The sequence below is a fragment of the Pseudoalteromonas sp. A22 genome (assembly GCF_018141345.1).
In the GTDB taxonomy this organism is placed as follows: domain Bacteria; phylum Pseudomonadota; class Gammaproteobacteria; order Enterobacterales; family Alteromonadaceae; genus Pseudoalteromonas; species Pseudoalteromonas maricaloris.
Window position 1 is genome coordinate 2,330,117 of sequence record NZ_CP047238.1, and the last position, 20,984, is coordinate 2,351,100.

21 protein-coding genes and 1 pseudogene are annotated in these 20,984 nt (G+C 41.3%); 14 read left to right on the forward strand and 8 right to left on the reverse strand.

Annotated features, from left to right (window positions below; all coding sequences use genetic code 11):
- Window position 1: 1 nt before the first annotated feature.
- The 3 genes from GSF04_RS15195 to GSF04_RS15205 are packed head-to-tail and all read left to right on the forward strand — an operon-like array spanning window position 2 to window position 2,431.
- Window positions 2-676 carry a response regulator transcription factor gene (locus tag GSF04_RS15195; RefSeq protein ID WP_010374057.1) on the forward strand — a complete coding sequence of 225 codons (675 nt, stop codon included), beginning with the start codon at window positions 2-4 and terminating at the stop codon, window positions 674-676.
- Window positions 670-2,013, forward strand: a complete 1,344-nt coding sequence (locus GSF04_RS15200; protein WP_211857739.1) for an ATP-binding protein — start codon at window positions 670-672, stop codon at window positions 2,011-2,013. The genes GSF04_RS15195 and GSF04_RS15200 overlap by 7 nt, the downstream gene beginning before the upstream one ends.
- Window positions 1,997-2,431, forward strand: coding sequence for a hypothetical protein (locus tag GSF04_RS15205; protein ID WP_010374053.1), 435 nt, complete (start codon window positions 1,997-1,999; stop codon window positions 2,429-2,431). Before GSF04_RS15200 ends, GSF04_RS15205 begins: the two co-directional genes overlap by 17 nt.
- Before the next feature lie 124 nt (window positions 2,432-2,555).
- Here GSF04_RS15205 and GSF04_RS15210 read toward each other — a convergent pair whose 3' ends face one another.
- Window positions 2,556-3,593 (reverse strand): AI-2E family transporter, encoded by a 1,038-nt coding sequence (locus tag GSF04_RS15210; RefSeq protein ID WP_039497563.1) that lies wholly within the window; start codon window positions 3,591-3,593, stop codon window positions 2,556-2,558.
- A gap of 115 nt (window positions 3,594-3,708) precedes the next feature.
- Here GSF04_RS15210 and GSF04_RS15215 point away from each other — a divergent pair.
- Window positions 3,709-4,604, forward strand: a pseudogene (locus GSF04_RS15215) (TIGR01777 family oxidoreductase).
- Here the strand turns inward: GSF04_RS15215 and GSF04_RS15220 are convergent.
- Together GSF04_RS15220 and GSF04_RS15225 are read right to left on the reverse strand one after the other, a co-directional pair.
- Window positions 4,599-5,945, reverse strand: coding sequence for a murein transglycosylase domain-containing protein (locus tag GSF04_RS15220; protein WP_211857740.1), 1,347 nt, complete (start codon window positions 5,943-5,945; stop codon window positions 4,599-4,601). The pseudogene GSF04_RS15215 and the gene GSF04_RS15220 sit on opposite strands and share 6 nt — an antisense overlap.
- Before the next feature lie 41 nt (window positions 5,946-5,986).
- Complete coding sequence (locus GSF04_RS15225) at window positions 5,987-6,565, reverse strand: LPP20 family lipoprotein (RefSeq protein WP_039497557.1); 579 nt, start codon at window positions 6,563-6,565, stop codon at window positions 5,987-5,989.
- A gap of 176 nt (window positions 6,566-6,741) precedes the next feature.
- Between GSF04_RS15225 and GSF04_RS15230 the strand changes: the two genes are divergently transcribed.
- Genes GSF04_RS15230 through GSF04_RS15240 form a run of 3 tightly spaced genes read left to right on the forward strand, consistent with a single transcriptional unit; the run spans window position 6,742 to window position 10,013 of the window.
- Window positions 6,742-8,403, forward strand: coding sequence for a hypothetical protein (locus GSF04_RS15230; RefSeq protein ID WP_211857741.1), 1,662 nt, complete (start codon window positions 6,742-6,744; stop codon window positions 8,401-8,403).
- A gap of 4 nt (window positions 8,404-8,407) precedes the next feature.
- Entirely contained in the window at window positions 8,408-9,025 is a 618-nt protein-coding gene (locus GSF04_RS15235; RefSeq protein WP_017219134.1) for a penicillin-binding protein activator LpoB, read from the forward strand.
- Window positions 8,973-10,013, forward strand: a complete 1,041-nt coding sequence (locus GSF04_RS15240) for a hypothetical protein (protein WP_249122387.1) — start codon at window positions 8,973-8,975, stop codon at window positions 10,011-10,013. Before GSF04_RS15235 ends, GSF04_RS15240 begins: the two co-directional genes overlap by 53 nt.
- A 36-nt stretch (window positions 10,014-10,049) precedes the next feature.
- Here GSF04_RS15240 and GSF04_RS15245 read toward each other — a convergent pair whose 3' ends face one another.
- From GSF04_RS15245 to yejK, 3 genes are all read right to left on the reverse strand, one after another.
- A complete protein-coding gene (locus tag GSF04_RS15245) occupies window positions 10,050-10,454 on the reverse strand; it encodes a phosphate ABC transporter substrate-binding protein (RefSeq protein ID WP_010374038.1) in 405 nt (134 codons plus the stop codon).
- 10 nt (window positions 10,455-10,464) lie between these two features.
- Window positions 10,465-11,541, reverse strand: a complete 1,077-nt coding sequence (locus tag GSF04_RS15250) for a porin (RefSeq protein WP_010604987.1) — start codon at window positions 11,539-11,541, stop codon at window positions 10,465-10,467.
- A 154-nt stretch (window positions 11,542-11,695) separates the two neighbouring features.
- Window positions 11,696-12,709: a nucleoid-associated protein YejK gene (gene yejK, locus GSF04_RS15255; protein ID WP_039497545.1), complete on the reverse strand. Its 1,014-nt coding sequence runs from the start codon at window positions 12,707-12,709 to the stop codon at window positions 11,696-11,698.
- A 65-nt stretch (window positions 12,710-12,774) separates the two neighbouring features.
- On the opposite strand from yejK, the gene GSF04_RS15260 reads away from it, so the two are divergent.
- From GSF04_RS15260 to GSF04_RS15290, 7 genes are all read left to right on the forward strand, one after another.
- A complete protein-coding gene (locus tag GSF04_RS15260) occupies window positions 12,775-12,987 on the forward strand; it encodes a DUF1414 domain-containing protein (protein WP_010374035.1) in 213 nt (70 codons plus the stop codon).
- A gap of 4 nt (window positions 12,988-12,991) precedes the next feature.
- Entirely contained in the window at window positions 12,992-14,512 is a 1,521-nt protein-coding gene (locus GSF04_RS15265) for a DUF3413 domain-containing protein (protein ID WP_211857742.1), read from the forward strand.
- A gap of 65 nt (window positions 14,513-14,577) precedes the next feature.
- A complete protein-coding gene (locus tag GSF04_RS15270) occupies window positions 14,578-15,054 on the forward strand; it encodes a hypothetical protein (RefSeq protein ID WP_010374033.1) in 477 nt (158 codons plus the stop codon).
- A gap of 162 nt (window positions 15,055-15,216) precedes the next feature.
- Window positions 15,217-16,941 carry a bifunctional isocitrate dehydrogenase kinase/phosphatase gene (gene aceK, locus GSF04_RS15275; RefSeq protein WP_211857743.1) on the forward strand — a complete coding sequence of 575 codons (1,725 nt, stop codon included), beginning with the start codon at window positions 15,217-15,219 and terminating at the stop codon, window positions 16,939-16,941.
- Window positions 16,942-16,957: 16 nt separating this feature from the next.
- Window positions 16,958-17,896, forward strand: coding sequence for a LysR family transcriptional regulator (locus tag GSF04_RS15280; RefSeq protein ID WP_010374031.1), 939 nt, complete (start codon window positions 16,958-16,960; stop codon window positions 17,894-17,896).
- A 99-nt stretch (window positions 17,897-17,995) separates the two neighbouring features.
- Window positions 17,996-18,379, forward strand: coding sequence for a hypothetical protein (locus tag GSF04_RS15285; RefSeq protein WP_211857744.1), 384 nt, complete (start codon window positions 17,996-17,998; stop codon window positions 18,377-18,379).
- Between the two features lie 118 nt (window positions 18,380-18,497).
- Entirely contained in the window at window positions 18,498-19,106 is a 609-nt protein-coding gene (locus GSF04_RS15290; protein ID WP_039497532.1) for a MarC family protein, read from the forward strand.
- 37 nt (window positions 19,107-19,143) lie between these two features.
- Here GSF04_RS15290 and mltG read toward each other — a convergent pair whose 3' ends face one another.
- Both mltG and pabC read right to left on the reverse strand, forming a co-directional pair.
- Window positions 19,144-20,115, reverse strand: coding sequence for an endolytic transglycosylase MltG (gene mltG, locus GSF04_RS15295; RefSeq protein WP_211857745.1), 972 nt, complete (start codon window positions 20,113-20,115; stop codon window positions 19,144-19,146).
- Between the two features lie 5 nt (window positions 20,116-20,120).
- A complete protein-coding gene (gene pabC, locus GSF04_RS15300; protein WP_249122388.1) occupies window positions 20,121-20,894 on the reverse strand; it encodes an aminodeoxychorismate lyase in 774 nt (257 codons plus the stop codon).
- Window positions 20,895-20,984: the final 90 nt, after the last annotated feature.

Here is a 20,984-nt window from a genome sequence, read left to right on the forward strand (position 1 = left end):
GATGCGTATTTTAGTTATCGAAGACGATATTCAACTAGCAGAAAACCTGCGAAATGCATTAGAGAAAGAAAAATATAGCGTTGACTTGTGTCATGATGGTGAATCTGGATTATTTCACCTTGAAGAATATCCGTTAGATATGGCAGTGATCGATCTCGGCTTGCCAAAACTTGACGGTATTGAAATTATCCGTAGAGCACGTGCTAACGGCGTAAAGATCCCTATTTTAATCTTAACAGCACGCGACCGCTGGCAAGATAAGGTAGAAGGCCTTGATGCAGGAGCTGATGACTACCTCACTAAACCGTTTCATGTTGAAGAACTGATTGCACGCTGTAATGCACTGATTAGACGTAGCGCTGGACAAGCAAATCCAGAGATTTGTATTGGTCCAATCAAAATCCACACTCGCTCACAGCAAGTCTGGGTTAACGATAACGAGCTATCACTAACGGCCTATGAATATAAAGTTTTAGAATACCTAATGGTTAACCCACAAAAAGTTATTTCTAAATCTGAACTCACAGAGCACATATACGATCAGGACTTTGACTTAGACTCTAACGTCATTGAAGTGTTTGTCTTAAGACTGCGTAAAAAGCTAGACCCTGATGGCACTCTGAACCCTGTTGAAACCCTTAGAGGACGTGGATATAGGTTCAAAAATCAGTGGTAAACAGCTCTCAAATTTCGCTTAAAATAAGGCAAGGATTTATCCTTGTCTTTGTGCTTATTATTGCCCTTCCCGCGCTGTTTTTCTCCGTGGGCAGGGCTTATTATTCTTCTTTAGTCGATGCGACTGAAAAAACATTGGAAGCCCACCTCTACTCACTTATCTCTGAAGTCGAATTTGTCTCTAACGGACTCGAAATGCCTCGCAGTATTCTTGCACCTGAGTTAAACAGACTGAATTCTGATACTTATGCACTGGTCTATCAAGATAACTCCCTCGTTTGGTATTCCGAGTCGGCTGTAAATCTCTCGATTTCACCTGACTTTTCAGAAAACCAGGCTGGAGCATCTGAGTTTAAACGAGTTGAATATAATGGTGTACTGTTTTGGCAACTTAGCCTGACCGTTATTCTCGGAAATGCAGAGCAATCGCAGCAAGCCCGCTTTGTACTTTTAAAGAAAAATGACGCGCTGATGGAGTTAATGTCAGGGTTTAGAAACACCTTGGTCAACTGGATGCTGGTTATGGGTGTGGTGATAGCAGGATTGATGGCATTTGGGTTTGTATGGAACGCAAGGCCGTTACAGCGATTGGATAAAGAAATTAAAGAGATTGAAGCTGGCGAGCGCGATAAGATCACGGGTCTTTACCCCGTCGAGCTTCTAACAATCAAATCCGACTTAAACCTACTATTGGAATCTCAAAAGCGTCAAAAAGAGAGATATAGAGCGTCACTTAGCGACCTTGCGCACGCGTTAAAAACGCCCCTTGCGGTGATCAAATCCAGTCCACTGGCAAAAGATGCAGACGCTCAGGAACAACTAGACAGAATCAATGCGATGATCGAACATCAATTGAAGCGTGCTGCAACGGGTGCATCCGATACATGGAAGAAACAAACATCAGTAAAACCTGTACTAGACTCAATACTCAACGCCATGACTAAAGTGTATCACGACAAGCACATTCAATTTTCCTCCGAATGTGGTGAGGAGGTTGCATTTCTTGGCGATAAAACGGACTTAATGGAAATTCTTGGTAATATTATAGATAACGCCTGTAAAGCATGTGGTTCCTTGGTCGATATAAAAGTAAGTGCTCCTAAAAAGCGCCTACTAATCATAGAAGTAGAAGATGATGGCCCAGGCATTCCAGAGCATCGCCGCTCAGAGCTACTGACCAGAGGTGCAAGATTAGACACCTATGAAGCTGGCCACGGCGTAGGAATGGCTATCGTATCTGATTTAGTTAAGTCATATCATGGCTTGATCCAAATCGGTACTTCCCAACATGGTGGCGCAAAATTTACGATAGAGTTTAACCATGAAAAGAATAATTAGCAGTCTACTAGTATCGGGATTAACCTTTTTTGTGATTGCAGACGACGATGTCACACTACAAGACTGTACGAAGTATGAGTCAACGCATCCGGAAAAAGCAAAAAAATTTCTCATGTGCCTGGATGGCAATATCAACTTACTTGAACGTCATCGTCAAACCTGGATCACTAAGTTATTGCTTGATACTAAAAAGTATCAAGCGGACACGGGTAATACTCAGATCTTGCCAATTATGGAACGTGCCCTTCGCAATCAGGAGGAATATATGGAAGATAGCTGCCGGTGGCGATACTTACTAGATATGCCAAACGCGACGCGCTCAGCGACGGCTTATAAAAATTGCAAAATTGCATTTTTAAAAGCCCACATCATTGAGCTGAAAAGCAGTAAAGTATTGAAAGAAGATTTGAATCTCTAGCCGCATTTTTGATTAGATTATTAGGTGGCAAGCCTTAATAACCTAAGCTTCAGATAATGACGAGTAAAACGCTTAGAGAAGGAGCTGTTTGTAGCTCCTTTTTATTTGCCTAATCTCAGTGTTGTTAAGATGGTCGATTATCGGGTTGTTCTGAACCGAGAAGGATTGCAAGCCATTTACCCTCTTCGCTGGTTTCAAGGGCTATTTTCACAACCATGGTAAGTGGCACAGAAAGCAGCATTCCCACAGTTCCGAGTAACCACCCCCAAAAGATTAACGAGAGAAACACGACTAAGGTCGATAAACCTAACCCTCGACCCATAAACCTCGGCTCAATAATGTTGCCCATTAAGGTATTAATACAAATGTAACCCACAGCAACAATGCCACTCACCAATGGTCCTTGTGTCACTAAGGCCAGTAAAACAGGCGGCACAGCCGCAATGATTGAACCTATGTTTGGAATATAGTTAAGCAAAAATGCAACTACGCCCCAAAGCACGAAGTAATCAACACCTAACGCCCATAAAAAAACGGCCGCTACGACACCTGTCGCCAATGACACCAGCGTTTTAATCGCCAAATAGCTATTGATAGAATCTAAAAATCTATCAATTTGCTGCATTTTCATCTCAGGATCGTCTAGGGCAAGATGCACTTTGTGGCCCAAAGAAGGTGCCTCAAAAAGCATGAAGACGACGATAAGCAAAATTAAAAAGCTATTTGCCATCACACCACCAAAGCCAGTCAGCATGTTGGTGGCCACATCGATTAGCTTATTTGGGTCTAGCATACTAATAAGTTGTTGTTTATCCAATAATATATTGTAGTTCGCGGCTGTACTAACCAACCAAACGAACTTTTCTTGTAAGTCTTCTTTATAAGTTGGCAGCTGCTTGGAGAAATCATTGACTGATTGCCCAACAAGCCCACCAATACTTGCACCGATTAAAATCACAAGTGCGATAATCACCAGAATGGCCAGCCCTTTTGGTATTTTAAAGCGAGCCAAAAACTTGAGCATGGGATTACAGATAATCGCAATGAATGCGGCTAATATAAACGGCACAACAATCTCAGACGCAAGCTTAATACCACCTAACACTAAAAATAGCGAGGCCAAAACCACCAGCGTTTTGTTAATTCCAGTCAGTGAAGACACAGTTCACTCCTTTTGCTTTTTTACCATTCTAAAACAAACCACCTATAATGAAAATGAGTGATCTAACTCCTTGCTAAAACGTAGGTTTATTTGATTACAATAAAGAGTATTGAGCATGAATATATTCATAACAGGCGCAACTGGATTAATTGGTAAAAAGTTATGCCAATTTTTAGTACACAAACATAATCTGATTGTATTGAGCCGTTCGCCTTCAAAAGCTGCAAACCTATTACCAAGTGGGGTTAGCTGCGTCACCGATACCGATGATGTCGACTTTAATGAGCTTGATGCGGTCATTAATCTTGCGGGTGAACCAATCGCCAATGGCCGGTGGAGCAAAGAGAAAAAACAAGAGATCTACAATAGCCGGATAAAAATCACTGAGCAAATCGTTGCAGCGATAAACACTGCGACGTCACCGCCCAAGGTGTTTATTTCAGGTAGTGCAATAGGTTTTTATGGACGCCAACCGGATAACTTGACCATTACTGAAGATTTCAAGGATTACCATGATGAATTCTCTCATAGGCTTTGCAAAGATTGGGAAGATGCCGCTTTTAGAGCCGAATCCAGCCATACTAGAGTCTGCATATTAAGAACAGGCATTGTGCTTTCAAAATCGGGGGAGCTTTAGATAAAATGTTACCGCCTTTTCGATTTGGTGTTGGCGGTCCGATTGGTTCAGGAAGACAAATGATGTCTTGGATCCATATCGACGATATGATTCAGGCGATACTTTATATCCTTAAACATGACGAGATCTGCGGTGTTATTAATGCAACAGCCCCTAATCCAGTCTCTAATAAGCAACTTTCTCAAGCCTTAGCACGCGCGATCTCACGCCCTTGCCTATTTACAGTACCACCATTTGTCCTCAAATTGGCATATGGTGAAATGTCAGAATTGCTATTGTACGGGCAACGCGTCGTGCCAAAAAAGCTTCTCGATGCAGGTTATCGATTCCGCCACGATCACATTGAAGGTGCCTTGAGCGCACTTAACTTATAACTTTTGTGCAATACCTTCTTCTGGCGCTATATAGAGCTTTTCTCGCGTTAAGACTTTGTCCAGATAATGTTTGGTTTCATCATACGGTAAACTATTGTCTAGCGCCGCTAGTACGTTTTCTGGCGAGAGTGAATTAATGATCTTTGCCGCTTTTGTGATGGATCTTGAGTCATCAGCATTAAACACACGGGCAACATTGCCAGCTCCCGTATTGTAAGCCGCAATGATGCAATACTTACGACTAAGTGGGTTATGTATTTTACTCAGGTAGCGTTTATCGAGAATATTCAGGTAAGCGGTCCCCGCTTCAATATTATTGTCCGTCACATATAAATAAGGCGCCGACATCGGTTCATCGCGATTGTACAACATACGATTCACATCAACACCCGCACTCGTGGGTACTATCTGCATCAAACCAAACGCAGGAATGTGTGACTTTGCCATTGGGTTAAAGTGGCTTTCGGTATGCATAACCGCAAAAATTAAACTTGGCTCAATGTCAAAGCGCTTCGCTTGTGCATTCACTTGGCTAACATAACGTTCTGCTCGATGCTTGGAAAGTTCAGTCTGTTTGGGTAGCTTAAGCACGATTTCAGATACGACTGTTGCTTCACTTTTACCGGTATTACTTGCAGTTTCTAATAGCTTTTTAAGACGTTTTTGCTTTAACAGTTCAAGCTTTTTCTGTTGCGCTTGTTGTTGAGCCTCTGCTAATTTTGTATCTTCGCCGTCAATGATGGCCTCATCCGTCTGGCGTTCTATATAACGTTGCTGTTGTTCGAATTGGCTGTCTATTTGCTTTTTCGCTGCGATCAACGCTTTTGCACGAGCAGCGTTATCCACTTCACGTTTTGTTGTTTCACTTTGGTTTACCGCGAGCGTATCAGCATTAAATACATCAATTACTGCACGGTCTTTCGCGATAAACTCTTTATATAGGGCTTGAAGTTGAGCCTGAGATACCTTTTCATCTGCCGCATGCCTAATGCTTACGACCAGCTCATTGGCTTCAAAGTCGACAACCATTCTGGATGATAAATCATCACTGTAGGTAACAAATGCAGCTTGATCAGAAACAGTTATATCTCCCCACTGTTGGATCACGTTATCACGAAAGGCATCGTACTCTTCAAAATGCTCTTCGACATAATCAGCAAACTCACTTAATTGTTGGCGTTTATATTGCTCAAACTCGCTCAGCTCTTCATCATTAGGCTCGGAGGTTTGCCAACGTGACATTTTCTCTGACAGCTCTTCAAAAAGCTGGGCTTGACTCGCCACCGCACTTGGAATGGCACTTAACGCCATGACTAAAAATGAGTATACCGATTTGCGCATAGAGCGTTCCTTTCAAAAAATTAAAGCGTGAAACTCACGCTTTAATTAGTTAGTCTTGCAATTTCCTTCTCAAGATCTTTTTCCGCTTTGTAAGCTTTAAACTCTTGATATAAAAACTTTTCATCCTGAGGGTTTACACTGCGCTTACTTTCTTTGATCAAATCTTTGAAAAGTTCTTTAGTCTGATCAGGTGATAACGTCGTCAATGCGCAGAAATAGTCTTTACCAGAAATATCGATAACATCGGCCTTAACGATACGAGAGCCATTTAATGTTTGTTTAGTAAGTTGTTTGGATACAGAGCTAAAGGTTGCGCCTACCGTTGTGTCCTCGTTTGCATCTGTACGGTTCGCGAATGTCTTATCAAGGCCTTCGATGCGTGTTTCAATCTGTTGAGCAAGAGCAAGACGTGCATTTGCAACCGCCATTTTTTGATCGATTGAAATATTGCCCGAGTATTTCACACAATCTGCTGCCGCTATACCATCTTCGATTGTTGGATTGAGAACCCACTCTGGAATATTAACTCTTGGACTTGAAGCCGCATCGTCTTTACTTGAACTACAAGCCGATAGTATCCCTATAACGGCCACTGATATAAGTAGTTGTTTTGCTTTCATGTTGGGTTCCTTAATTGCCCTGATTACGGAATAAAATTTATCAAAAAAATCATTGATTAACAGTAATAAATTGTAAAAACGATTTTTAACAATTTAGCACTTTCAATTCAATTTTTTACTATTTAATTTATTGTTATATGATTGAACACAACAACACTGCCATTATAAGAACAAGTATGCAAGGAATGCGATTCCAAATTGATTTATATAACTTCATGATAAAACTCTTGATCTTTACAGGTTGCTTGATGCTGAGCGGCTGTAACTTGACCCCTAAAGCTAACAAGCAGGCCATAGAATACGCGGAGCAAGGAGATTTTATCTCAGCCCAACAGCGTATTGACTATGCCTATAAAAACTCATCTCGTGACGAGCTATTGTATTATCTTGAATCAGGTATGTTAGCGCATTTACAACACCATTATGAATTAAGTAATCAACACCTTTCTCACGCAAAGGAAATCATTGAAGCCGCCTACACTGTCAGCATCAGCGACCAGCTTTTTTCTACTTTTACTGGCGCAAGTTACAAAAAATATACTGGTCGCGCTTTTCATAAACCCATGATCCATACATTAATGGCGCTTAATTATGTGTCGTTGGCAAACGCCTCGAAGGTAAACCGTGTTGCTTTGTATGACTCTGCACTGACAGAAATGCGCCAACTGGACTTATACCTATCTCAATTACAGCAACAAACCGGAGGCTACGTAAATCAACAAAAACCAGGAAGTGATATTGAACAAATTTTTAAAGCTATTTTTAATCAACCATTTATCAGCGGTGAACTTGAGTATAAAGATGATGCATTTGCACAGTATTTAAGTGGTGTCTTATATGAACAACAAGGCGAGCTAGATAGTGCTCGGATCCAATATGAGCGAGCGGTGAGCGCATACAAAAATGGCTTTAGTAAACAATACAAACTAGGTCAATATGCAGGCCAACAAGCACAGCAAGATCTCAACAGAATGGTTGCAGACAAGGAAGAAAACTACTTCACATTAGTTCAAAGCTTAGGTGTATCACCGCAGCGCAAAGAGTTTAACCTTTATCTTAGACCTGATGAAGAGGCACAAGCGATAGTGATTACGCCGATTTATTGGGGGACAAAAGAAGAACGCCAAGCCCAGTTCGCATGGTTTAATTTAATGTTTGCTGATACCAGTTTGTTTGATCTCATTCAAAACTATGCAACAGGTGACTTTAGTGATGTTGTCTTAGGCACTGTCACAAAACGCTTACCTCTCGGTGATAAATTATGGCAAAAAGCCGTAGACGAAGGGGTGATTGATGCACTCAAGTATGGCAGTAGAATCTCAGTTACTTACTTACAACCTCATAAAAACGATATCCAACATGTTGCGCTTTTCGCTAACGGACAAAAACTTACAGAATTACACCCCTTTTATTCGGTAAACTTACTCACACTGTATGACGCGCTAGGTAATGCCAATATGGAAATTTACACCGCTATTTCTCGAGAAGTGTTAAAAGCTGTCACAGCAAGTAAAGCTATAAAGCAAGTTGGCATCCAGCAGAACTCGCTGTTGGCAGGGCTTGCTCAGCTAACATCATCTGTCACCAACGCCATTACAGCAGCGGCAGATACTAGACAGTGGCAATCTTTACCAAGTGAAATTAGAGTGGCTCGAGTGAAATTACCCGAAAATACCACTCACTTGCAATTGCAAACCCAATTAAGGACTGGCAGAGTGATTGAACAGGATATACCGCTGAATCAAACAGCACCGTTGCTTAGCCACATTCGCACCTTCACCGGTGTAGCTGAACCAGAAAAACAAAATTATTTATCATCTTTAACTAACATGGACTGAATACATGAAGCCTAAATTTGCAGTTAAATTAGTTGTCCCAATGCTCATCGCGTCTAGCGCAGCGATGACGGGTTGTTCTTCAACAACCAAAGTGAGTCGCGTGGACACCAATGAAGAAATAGCGCTTTCAGATAAATGGAATGCCAAAGACTCTCAGTTAGTTGCTGAAGCAATGATAAGCGATATGCTCGGCTTCCCTTGGGTACGCGAACACCGTGCCAAAGAAGGTACTCGACCCGCTATCATTATCCAATCTGTTCGTAATAAGTCGCATCAGCATATTGCAGTTGACACCTTTTTGAATGACCTCAAGCGCGCCATATTGCGAAGCGGGCAAGCTGACTTCGTCGCAAACCGCTATGTACGAGATGAAATTCGTGAGGAAAGACGAGACCAAGAGCTTAATTCAAGCCTCGAAACTCGTAATGAGATCGGCCAAGAGCAAGGTGCTGATTATGCACTATCCGGCACGATTAACTCATTTGTTGATGAACAAGGTGGTAGTCGAGTCACTTTTTACCAAGTAGATCTTCGATTAATAGACATGACGACTAACCGAGAGGTGTGGAATGGACAGAAGAAAATTCAAAAACTTCAAGAGCGCAGCGGGTATGGTTTCTAAACGTCTAGCGTTACCTCTGTGTATTCTACTTAGTTTATCTGCCTGTCAGTCTACCAAGCAGGCTGTTGCAAAGGAAGAAAGTTTACCCATTTGGGCTACACAGCAACCGAGTTCCGATTATCTAGTGTATGGCGTTGGTTCAGCGAGTCATATTGTAGATAGGACGGAAGCCAAACTTGCCGCCCAAGAAGCAGCTAGATTGGCGATTGCCAAACAGTTAAATGTGGAAATTGAAGGAACGACACAAGTTGCTCAAAGTCAGGCTAATGGCGATTTTTCGTATCGAGTGGATGAGATTTTATATTCTCGAGTCCCAAGTATACAATTACAGGGGATCAATATTGAGCAGGAGTTTTACTCCACAGAGCAAAAAACGGCCTATGCCCTTGCCTCATTTAACAAAATTGAGTCAAGAATGCACGCTGAGCTTGATATTAGACAACTTGACGAAGAGATCAGTAACGCGACTATTTCGGCACTAACCAATTCAGAAAAATTAAAAGAAGCGATGGCAATTAAGCGACTAATTGCTAAAAGACGCAAAGCAAACGAATATCACAGGCAATTAGGTGGCGGCAGCATTGCCATACCAACCTCAGTGAGCAACAAAAACAAAATGCTGAATGATTTTATTCAGTCATTAACTTTTAGTATTTCATCAAAGTTTTGGGGACAGGAGTCTATCCGCAACCAGTTAGCCGAAAGCTTGACTAAGCAAGGTCTTACTGTTGTGGGTGAAAAACAAAGTGCAGACTTTCAAATTGACTTTCGCGTAGATTTCGAAGACGTAAAGAAAAACAGCACTTATTATGTTTTTGCCAACTCGAGTTTAACACTCATGGAAAACGATAAAGAAAAGGCGCATGTTTCTGCACAAATAAAAGCAGCGTCTAGTTTTGAGAATATGGCTAAGTCTAATGCTGAAGAAAAGTCAGCAAAAATGCTAAGCAAAAAGCTGACGATGTTAATCATTGATAGTAAAATCTAAAGTAAGGCCCTTTAATAGGGCCTTACTTATCTCTTCCTAGAATGACTTCACCACTTTAACGCTGCTATCTGCAGCTCCCGAAGACACAAACCCAATTAGGTTAGGGTTACTCGCAACGAGTTTAAGTACCTCAGCATCATCGGCGGCTTCTTTTGGTGGCGTCCCTTTTCCAGTAAATACTAATTTTGACCAATAAGCTTTAAGTTGACTTGATGACTTATTAAGTACCTTTTCATTAAACTCATCGGTTACCGTCGAGCCATCAGCCTGTGTTATCGGAAGTGCTTTAGAGCCATCGGAGAATGACTTTGATTTACCAATAAAAATTTGCTTAATTTCGTTTTCATCAAGTGTAGAAGTATTGGCAGGGTTGACAATGACATCCACGGCTAGGCAACTAAAAGCGCTGCAAAGTAGAGTAAGTAAAAATAATTTTTTCATGCTTCTCTCCTTAAAATACCATGTCGATGCCAATTGTAATGGCTTTACTATCACCTGCGACTGCTAAACCAACGGAGTTATCCTCTACCTCATCGTACTGGATCTTGAAAGCGGCGGAGGAATGGAAATCCCAACGTACTCCAAACGAAGTGGTTTCATGGCTTTCGGCATCGTCGCCCTCGCCTTCAAAATCTGCGTAAGATACGAATGGCGTGATATTGTCAAAGCGATAGCCCAGTGTCAGCATCTTAGTGTCTAAATTGCCGTCTAAGTCCAACCGATTTAGCTCAGATAAAATAAAGAAATTTCCCCAGTCTGCATTTACTGCTAAACCATAAAACTTACCATCGCGCTCATCACTCCCCTCCCATAAGACAGGCTCTCCAGAGCGATACCGCTGGTTGGTGTAACGCATGTGGGTTAAACGCACTTCAAGCCAATCATTACTGGTTTGAATTACGCCGCCTAGGATGTCTTTCCAGATTTCTCTAGTTGGCTCTTGAAAGAAAAACTCGCTCAACAGCTTATTGTCATCATCGTCTTCTTTACCAGCGTAAATATTCCCGCTTAATGACCAGTCGCCTATACTGCCGCTGTAGAGCATATTGATGCCATTATAATTAAAGATTTGCCAGGTGTAGTTGTCCGCGGGTGCACGCATCCAAATATAGGCGTAACCCACATCATAAAAGTCGGAATAATAAAATAGCGGTAAGCGCTTTTTACCTGCTTGGAAAGTCCAATTCTCATTAATCTCATAGGACAAATAAGCCCACTCAAACTTTGCATCAAAATCGTCTGCGCCGCGCGCAACAATCTGACCAGTAACACTTAAACCTTCGGTTAGATCAGCACTAAATTGAAGGCCCATCAATGTTTCAGGTTCAAATGAGATATCCTCGTCGTAAACACTGACGATAGGATAATCGGCGAGAAATATTGGATCGTTTATTCCGAATTGTGGAACACCACTTCCGCTCAGCACCTTACCAGCATTGATACTTGCAAATCCGGAAAAGTTAACCTCTGCATGCCCTGAAAAACAGGCAAGGCAAAGGGTACAACCTAAAGCTAGTTTCATCTTCATTGTGATTCATCCCAATTGCTTGTTCTACAAGTACTACATTGCAAGTATAGTTAAATTTAAAAAAATGCTAGCAAAAGCAGCAAATTGATAAAAATATTTGCATAAAAAGGGATGAAATAGGAACAAAAAAGCAGCTTACGCTGCTTTTTAACAATTAAGATTCGTCGTTATAATAACGTTCAATTTGGTCCTTCAAGTTAGGCGGTACACCTTTAATCGTAAGCGTATCAGTCGCAGCATCATAAATAACCCGCTCACCCAAATGCTTACGTTCAAAGCCAACGCTTACTCCACCGCCAAGCCCAGAAAATTTCACCATACTCGTTACTGTCTTTTTATCGACAGGAAAGCTTTCTTCCAGCTCATAGCCCTGCTCTTTATAAAAGTCTTCAAACTTTACGTCTGAAGACTTAGAAAGCGTCTCGGACAGTGTATTAACATCCGCATCCTCGCCGCTTGAAACACAGTCGTTACAGTAATCAAAAATCTCCTTGCGGATGTCGTCTTTTTCAGACTTTTCAAATTGCTGTGTAGACAAATAATCCTCAACCGCGTGTAACATAGTTTGCGATTGCTGCTTTGGATCGATCCCCTCTTCACAACCAAGAAAATCTAAAAAGAAATCAGCAACTTTTCGACCAGCACGCCCCTTAATGAAGGAAATATAACGGTTTTCTTCTGCGGCTGTATCCCAAGCATCTAAATCGATTCTAGCAGCCAATTGCATACGTGAAATATCTAAGTGTTTTGCTGCGGATAAGTCTAAGTCTGAGGTAATAGTGTAATGTTCTTTAATATTAATCAGTGCAATCATAATAAAATTGCTGGCAACATACTGATAATGACAAAACACTAAATACCCAGTTTCATGAAATGCATATTTATTAAGCTCTTCTTTAAGCACATTGGTTGCTTCTTGGGTTAAATTCCAAAAGTTAAGCTCATTATTTCTATAACTCTGCATCGCAGACGCGACCACACTGCTTTTTTCGCCGCTAAAAGCACAGAACCCTTTACCCGGTTTGCCATTGTAGGCATGATGCAATTGTTCAATGAAAACATTAACTTTGTCATTGATTTGCATTTCATCGTCACGTAGATGTATTTCGGTATCTTCGTCTTGTTTGTCTACATAGTGAACAACTAGTTTTTTTACCTCAACGCTCATCTTTGTTTTTCACGCCTCTAATGTTAAAATGTAAAAATTATTGCTTTTATAAATTGAACCAACTGATGCCTATCCAATCAAAGTATTCCAATAAACAAGTAGAAGAAATTGTTGACCAATTAGTTAATGTATTAAGCTCGCAAAACGCACCAGTTGATCTCAGCTTAATGTGTTTGGGTAATTCTATCACGCACATTCTAAAAGAACATGTTCCAGAGAGTAAGAGACAATCTGTTGCCGAAAATTTTGCCAAAGCACTTACACAATCAGTAAAGTAACGGAATGAATCTTACACCGCACAGCCCTTTTTCATCAAAAGCAAGTCAATTACTCAGCTGGGGACACTGGTTTACCTTTGCTAACATTGGCTTGGTTTTATTGATTAGCTCAGTTTATTTGTTCGCCGACAAAGCGCCAAGTACCTTTGTCGGTTGGTTTTATATGCTGATCACGTGGATAAGCCATACCAGCTTTATCACTTTTTGTGCGTTTGTATTAACTATCTTTCCGCTTAGTTTAATATTCCCTTACCCGCGACATATTCGCGGGATGGCTGCAATTATTGCCTCGGTTGGTATTGTTGTACTAACAGTGGATGCCTTTGTTTACCTACAACTTGGCTACCATATAAACCCAGCTTCGCTTTCCGATATTTTTGTTTTATTGTGGGAAACCTTAGTCGGATCATCCCTAGTTAATCTCATCATTACCATTGCAATGCTTGGACTGGTGCTTACTTTTGAACTACTCGCAGGCAATTATGCTTGGCGTCATTTGGCCGAGCTTAAATCCTATAAATTCCCTCGCTATGCAACGGGGACCATTGTTACCTGCTTTGCGCTCAGTCATAGCCTGCATATTTGGGCCGATGCTAATGCCTTTTTCGATATCACTAAGCAAGATAATGTATTACCTCTATCTTATCCTACAACCGCAAAGAGCTTACTCGCCAGACACGATTTACTTGATATCGAGCAGTATGAGGAAGCACACTCACTAAGCATTGGTGATACGCATTCAAAATACAAAGCCCCTGTAATTTCGGCCGTATGCAAAGAAAAGCAAGATACCACAGAGCAACCTATCAACGTTTATGCTTACACAGATGAGGCGCTGTTCCAAAAAACAGCAACAGCACTTCAGAGCAACGGTAAAAATAACGTGTTCCGAATGGATTCTGTTTTACGCGCAGGAAATAGCAGCGATGCACTATTCAGCCTGGTATACGGTCTACCGAGTTATTATAAAGAGTCTGTCCTGCTACAGCAGCAAGTTCCGGTATGGTCAATTAATAATGACTTAATGAGTGTTAATGCTAACGGCGAGTTCTCTTTTGTACCCTCTCATCAAGCAAGTAAATTAACAATCATTGAAGTACGTGACGAAATTGACATTGATAGTTCAAAGCCGTTCGTGGCAATTGATATTAGTGCACAGCAAGCGACGGTATTAACCAGTTCTGCGGTAACGAACATTGAGCTGTTTGCTCAGGCTTCTGGTCTTGTGCAGCCCAATGACATCACCTACACCCTATTAAGCTCTTATCTAGGCTGCGACCCCCTTGCTCAACAAAGTATGCTGGCATCGAACATTAAAACTCGCTCTCATGCAGAAGGCGTTAACTTTACGCAAGGTGTCTTAGTTGCCTTCAAAAAAGACAAAATCACCTTAGTCAATCAAGATGGTAGCTTCAAGCAGATGTCAGCAAAGGAAGGCTTTGTGTTAAACGGTAATTTAGATATTCCATTTTTAATACAAAGTATTAAAACATTAAAAAAATTCACGGCCCCTGAAGCGCAATAACCTTGAACAAAGTGGGATGTCATCTATCGTTAAGTAGATATTAACTGTTACAGCAAGGATGCCAGATGCAATTATATCTAAAACTACTCGTACTGATTTTTGTCTCTACTCATTGTTTCGCCACAACAACGGTAAAATACTTTAAATGCACGACCGACAGAGGCATCGTTTTTAGCCAATTTCCCTGCTCAGCCAATGCGACCCAGCATACGATAACAACATCCGACCCTAAAGCCTCGGCTCCCTCAGAGCAGCACTATAAAACGTTAAACAATTTGGAACGTAACCAAATTGCGAAAAGGACAAAGCGTGCGCTCAGAGCCAAACACCATGAAAAAGCCGTGCTCAATCGCAAAAGAGATACAGCGGTTAGAGAGCAACAGGATAAATTAACTAAACTGATGAATGAAGACAGGCGCAAAAAGGTCGTCAGGCAAGTTAAAAAGGAAATAAAGGCCATTAATAAGGCACATGCTAAAGCGATTAAAAGCCTAGAGAAAGAGATTTCAAAATTAGAAAAGCAACTCAAAGAATATGAGTGATATAGCCGCTCAATTACATTGATTGCTTTTTAAGAATCGCCCTTAGTTAATGAGCATTCGCTATAGTTATGCTAATACCTTAACTGGTATTACCAGATGACTTTTCGCACATTACCTTGTAAAGTGAAAGCACTCCGCGTGGATAATTTATGAGGGATGTAGATGCAAGCACAGCAGTTAGCAGAGCGAATTTTATCAGGTTTCCAAAACCACTATCACGCATTTGTAAAAATTACCAAACTGGCCCCCATCGCTTTTGCTGCTCAAAATTGGGGAGAGATAGAACGAATAAGTAAAGCGAGGATCAGCCAATATGATAGCAAAGTTGATGAAACTGCACAGAAGTTAATACAACTCTATAGCTCGACGCAACTGGATGAATCGCTATGGTATCAAGTAAAACAGGCTTACCTTGAGCGTCTTACCTTTCACCCTCAACCAGAGCTTGCTGAAACTTTCTATAATTCAGTTTTTTGTCGCCTCTTTCACCGCCGATATTACAATAGCGATTTCATTTTTGTTGAAACCCAGCTTGCTAACGCCACATCACTCCCTGTAGAAGCTGAGTATCGAAGTTATTTTCCAGTCGTCAGTGGCCTTAAGCCCACCATAAAAAGAATCATTGAACACATTGACTTCCATTGTGAATTTGAAGATTTAGATAGAGATATTCGACTACTCGTTAAGGCGTTTCTTAAACAAGCACCTAACACGCATCATCAGGCGCACTTAATGCGCTTCGATATCCTCAGCGCACCATTTTATCGTAATAAAGGTGCCTATATTGTCGGCCGAGTGGTATCTAGATCTGGTGTACAGCCGTTTATCATTTCAGTGTTACATGCACAAACTGGGGGCTTACTGATCGATGCGCTGCTTACCAATAGCTCACAAATGCGAGTGATTTTTGGCTTTGCGCGTGCTTACTTTTTAGTAGAGACTCATGCTCCATCTGCGCTAGTTAAGTTTTTAAATCAACTTATGCCAAATAAAACAAAGGCTGAGCTTTATAATGCCATCGGCTTTCATAAACAGGGGAAAACCGAATTTTATCGTGAGTTTTTACACCACTTAGCTAATTCCGAAGAACAATTTGAAGTCGCACCAGGTACACCGGGTATGGTGATGATGGTATTCACTCTGCCAAGCTTTCCCTATGTTTTTAAAGTGATCCGTGACCAATTTCCAGAAAGTAAGCCATTTACAAAGACAACCGTTTTAGAGCGCTACCAACTCGTAAAGCGCCACGATCGTGTGGGTAGAATGGCAGATACAATTGAATATTCCGATGTAGTGATCCCACTTGCACGTATTTCACCAGCCCTTTATCAGCTATTGCTGGATTCTATCTCTCAAAGTATACGTATTGAGGGGGACAATATAGTGATAAAGCACTTGTATATTGAGCGCCGCATGACACCGCTCAACCTCTTTGTACAGCAAGCCGATGAAGAAACGTGCGAGCAAGTCATTAGAGATTATGGCTATGCGCTCAAAGAAATGCTCGCTGTAAACATTTTTCCAGGAGACATGCTGTTAAAAAACTTTGGCGTAAGTAAACATCATAGAGTTATCTTCTATGACTATGATGAGGTGCAATATCTCACAGAAATGAACTTCAGAGCGCTGCCAAAACAAGGGCTTGATAATATGTACGACTCTGGCGATATTTCCAGTGCACCGCAAGACGTCTTTCCTGAACAGTTGTGTACATTTGTTCTGACAAATCCTACACTAAAGGAAATGTTTCTGCGCCATCATGCTGATTTGGCTGAGGTGTTGTTTTGGCAGCAAGCACAACGCGATATTCGTGAGAAAGTCGTAAGACATATTTACCCTTATCCACATGACAATCGCTTTCTCCAAGATGCCAAAAAAGAAGAATAATACAAAGGAAAACTGAGTGAACATTAGTAAAATTGACCTTAACCTGCTGGTTTACCTCGATACCTTACTTCGAGAGTGCAATGTAACACGTGCCGCAAATCAATTAAGTATTACCCAACCGGCAATGAGTAACGGTCTTAAGCGTCTCAGAAACCTCTTTAACGACCCTATTTTGGTACGTACCAGCGAAGGCATGGTGCCAACAGAGCGCGCGCTTGAGCTGCAGCCTGTGATCCGTGGCATACTCATGACCTTGGAAGAAACCTTAGCCCCTAACAGGGAGTTTGAAGCAGCGAGTAGTAATCGAGTATTTAGGATTATGGCCAGCGACTATGCTGCTAGTACACTTGCGCCGAAACTTCTAACTAAACTTCATGAAGAAGCCCCAGATACGACCCTTGATATTCTCACGCCGAGTGATGTTACTTTTCATGATGTAGAAAATGGCAAGGTAGACATGGCAATTAACCGCTTCGAAAATCTACCGCAATCGTTTCATCACAAACGAATTTGGAAGGATAGTTTTTGCTGTCTGGTGAAATCCGATAACCCGGTTATTACCAACTTTACGCTTGATGCCTATTTAAAATCTCGCCATATTTGGGTAAGTAAAACCGGATTTGGTGTTGGGGTCGGAATGGATCCCGCTGATGTACAGAAGCTTGGCTGGGTTGACGAGGCACTTGCACACTTTGGAAAACACAGAAACATCGCAACTTTTACACGTAATTATCACGTTGCAATTCATTTAGCAAAAGAGCAGAACTTAATCGCAACATTGCCGTCAAAAGCCGCGAATATCTATCGTGATGATCCGACCTTAGCGGTTCTGGAACCGCCATTCCCTATTCCGCCGTTTGAGTTAGATATGATTTGGAGCCCGCTATTACACCGCGATGCGAGCCACATTTGGTTGAGACAAAAAATTGCTGAGGTAGCTGAAGAGCTAGCATAGCGATATAACTAAGCTTTGCTTTGGTGCGCTTTTTGAAATTGGTATCGCCAGCTAATTGAACTATCCTTTTATCTATATGCATAAAAGGTGCAATAGAGCATGGCGAAATTCTCTTATAGAGCAACGGTTGATAGTAAAGAGAAACTTATCCACGCAGCCGCATACGGGGAATGCGTGGAAGCCAATATTATTGAGATGTACAAAAATTTAGGGCTTGCACTTAAATCGAATCAGCTAAAAAGTTTAGTTATCGACGTCTCTCAATTACATATCACCTACGACTATCCAAGCGTGCTAACCGTTTTACAAAAACTCAATCAATTTGTCGATGGGATTACTCTTGCCCGAGTAATCTCCCCCTCAGACACCAAAAGTGGATTAATTGAAGCATTTGCTGACAAGCACGGCTTAACGATTAAGAACTTCGAGAACTACAACGACGCAGTGGCTTGGGTGCATACTGTGAATGAAAAAAATATATAAAATTAAGTGAATATTCAGAATAAAGTCATGATATCAGTGATATTATCTGTCGATGGTCAATAACAACCGGCCAACCAGAAGCAATTTGTGAACAACCTTTATTTCATAATAGGGAACTATGGAACACTATATCTCAACGTTCATTTTTTTCTTTGCGGTCATCGACCCCATTGGCACTATACCGGTATTTATCGCAACCACCACAGGCTTTGATATTGCGACAAAACGAAAAATAGCGGTTAAAGCCACACTGGTTGCAGCCATTGTATTGCTGTTTTTTATTATTGCAGGCGAAATCATTTTAAACGCAATTGGTATTCCCCTACCTGCATTCGCGATTGCCGGAGGCATCGTACTATTCATCTTTGCCATGACAATGATTTTTGGCGAGGGTAAGCCAAGTGAAGAAATTAAGTTAGACAGTAAAGCATCCGATACCGCTATTTTCCCTTTAGCAATGCCTTCTATCGCAAGCCCAGGGGCAATGCTGGCAGCCGTTTTGCTGACTAAAAACAGCGAAAACAATGTATTTGAACAACTCCAAACCTCAATGATTATGCTCAGCGTATTGGCTATCGTGTTAATATTTTTACTAGTTGCGACAAAAATTCACCAATGGATTGGTGATAGTGGCGCAAGTATCGTCAGCCGAGTAATGGGACTTATTTTAGCTTCCGTTGCGGTATCTAGTGTATTGGCGGGTATTAAAGAATATTTTATGTTGTAATAGAGAGTAACGAGAGGGCTAGCCCTCTCTTTCGATGTCATTGTTTCAAAATAAATTTCTTCACTGCTTTATTATGCTCAGTCAGTGTTTTCGAAAAGTGATGCCCACCATCTCCTGACGCAACAAAGTAAAAGTATTCGGTTGTTGCTGGGTTAAGTGCCGCATGGATAGCAGCACGAGACGGCATTGCAATCGGTGTCGGTGGCAAGCCATCAATTCGATAAGTGTTATATGGCGTCTTTTCACGGATATCTTCACGTTTAATGTCACCATCAAAGTGCTCACCAATACCATAAATAATGGTTGGATCTGTCTGTAAACGCATACCTTTACGTAAGCGATTGATAAAAACCGAGGCTACCTTATCTCTTTCTGCAACTACGCCCGTTTCTTTCTCAATAATCGAAGCCAAGATCAAGGCTTCATAAGGCGTGTTTAAAGGAAGATCTGGCATTCTATTTTGCCATTCCTTTTCAAGCACACTCTGCATTTTGGTATGAGCACGTTTAAGTAAGCGTAGCGCTGAGTCATTTCCATGATAGTGGTAGGTATCGGGGTACAACCACCCTTCAGCTGAACTTTGCGATATATTCAGTTGTGATGTGAGCTTATCAATGTCTTGCCTTAAGTAGGGGGCGCTGAGGAGCTTGTTTTTGACTTCCCAAATGGGCATCCCTTCAATGATTGTAAAGCTAAAGTTGTGTTGATCCCCGCGACTAATTTTGCTGATGGCATCTAGCACGGTTAGCCCTTTAAGATCGTAAAAGCCCGCTTGTAACGCGAATAACTTAGGCTCTAACTTACTATAAAGTTGATAAGGAAAGCAGTTAGATAATGCCCCGCTACGCTGCCATAGATGACATAGCTGATTAAATGTTTGCCCAGCCTTTATCTCAACTAATGGCTCAGAGATATTAAGTGGCTCAAATTTAACCTTATTTATTTGCTGAGATAACCACCATGACGCTGCTGCTATCAAAAATGCGACTATGATAAACAGTTTTTTCATTTATATTACTTCCCTAAAAATCGCCTTTTCAATTCATGTAAGTCGGCGATATCGAAATGTTTATTCTCAATTCTTACTACAGGTACTAACTGCATTAAACTATTACAAATAAATACACCATCAGCTGCTTTTAACTCGTCAAAAGCAATATTTTTGACTCTAATATCGTGTTTACTTTCAAGTGCACTTAAAAACACCCCTTTAATGCCTGAGCCACTAAGATCTGGTGTATACAGCGTGTTGTCTTTAATCATGATGATATTTGCCGCTGATGCTTCAATCACCCTATCATTGATGTCCGTCACAATGACATCCTCGCAAACCAATGTCAGTGCATCTTGTTTAATAAGTACTTGTTCTAATCGATTCAGTGTCTTTAATCCAGCGAGTAACGGCTGAATACCCAGTTTAACTCGGCTTAATGCGACCTCAATCCCATTCTGCTGCCAAGTTGTATAGTATGAAGGAAAAGGTAATACCTGAATACTCACACTCAGCTGTGGCGTCTCAGGAGCTTGATAACCACGGCCTCCTTCCCCTCGAGTGATAAGGATCTTTAGCACCGCTTCCGCTTTATCTTTAACTTGCTCTTGAACCAAAAACTCGATTTCGTCTAGTCGTAACTCAGGAAAGCCCAAGCGCTGCTGACATTCCACCAGTCGGTTTCTGTGAAGTGGCCACAAATCAACATTTCCATCACGGACTAACGCAGTGGTAAAAAAGCCATCGCCATAGGCCAATCCTCTGTCAGTGTTAGAAAAAAGCTGTTGATTATCCACATCACTTTCCTTTTTAAGGGTATCAAAAACATAAAAAAACTCGGCAATGCCGAGCTTTTTTTATCATAACCTACTTTGCTATAAGATTAC

Bases quoted from the DNA above. Each gene is read 5' to 3' on its own strand.
- GSF04_RS15195 (WP_010374057.1), top strand. From the start codon at position 2: ATGCGTATTTTAGTTATCGAAGACGATATTCAACTAGCAGAAAACCTG.
- GSF04_RS15205 (WP_010374053.1), top strand. From the start codon at position 1,997: ATGAAAAGAATAATTAGCAGTCTACTAGTATCGGGATTAACCTTTTTT.
- GSF04_RS15220 (WP_211857740.1), bottom strand. From the start codon at position 5,945: ATGCGCAAATCGGTATACTCATTTTTAGTCATGGCGTTAAGTGCCATT.
- GSF04_RS15225 (WP_039497557.1), bottom strand. From the start codon at position 6,565: ATGAAAGCAAAACAACTACTTATATCAGTGGCCGTTATAGGGATACTA.
- GSF04_RS15230 (WP_211857741.1), top strand. From the start codon at position 6,742: ATGCAAGGAATGCGATTCCAAATTGATTTATATAACTTCATGATAAAA.
- GSF04_RS15235 (WP_017219134.1), top strand. From the start codon at position 8,408: ATGAAGCCTAAATTTGCAGTTAAATTAGTTGTCCCAATGCTCATCGCG.
- GSF04_RS15240 (WP_249122387.1), top strand. From the start codon at position 8,973: ATGGACAGAAGAAAATTCAAAAACTTCAAGAGCGCAGCGGGTATGGTT.
- GSF04_RS15245 (WP_010374038.1), bottom strand. From the start codon at position 10,454: ATGAAAAAATTATTTTTACTTACTCTACTTTGCAGCGCTTTTAGTTGC.
- GSF04_RS15250 (WP_010604987.1), bottom strand. From the start codon at position 11,541: ATGAAGATGAAACTAGCTTTAGGTTGTACCCTTTGCCTTGCCTGTTTT.
- yejK (WP_039497545.1), bottom strand. From the start codon at position 12,709: ATGAGCGTTGAGGTAAAAAAACTAGTTGTTCACTATGTAGACAAACAA.
- GSF04_RS15260 (WP_010374035.1), top strand. From the start codon at position 12,775: ATGCCTATCCAATCAAAGTATTCCAATAAACAAGTAGAAGAAATTGTT.
- GSF04_RS15265 (WP_211857742.1), top strand. From the start codon at position 12,992: ATGAATCTTACACCGCACAGCCCTTTTTCATCAAAAGCAAGTCAATTA.
- GSF04_RS15270 (WP_010374033.1), top strand. From the start codon at position 14,578: ATGCAATTATATCTAAAACTACTCGTACTGATTTTTGTCTCTACTCAT.
- aceK (WP_211857743.1), top strand. From the start codon at position 15,217: ATGCAAGCACAGCAGTTAGCAGAGCGAATTTTATCAGGTTTCCAAAAC.
- GSF04_RS15285 (WP_211857744.1), top strand. From the start codon at position 17,996: ATGGCGAAATTCTCTTATAGAGCAACGGTTGATAGTAAAGAGAAACTT.
- GSF04_RS15290 (WP_039497532.1), top strand. From the start codon at position 18,498: ATGGAACACTATATCTCAACGTTCATTTTTTTCTTTGCGGTCATCGAC.
- mltG (WP_211857745.1), bottom strand. From the start codon at position 20,115: ATGAAAAAACTGTTTATCATAGTCGCATTTTTGATAGCAGCAGCGTCA.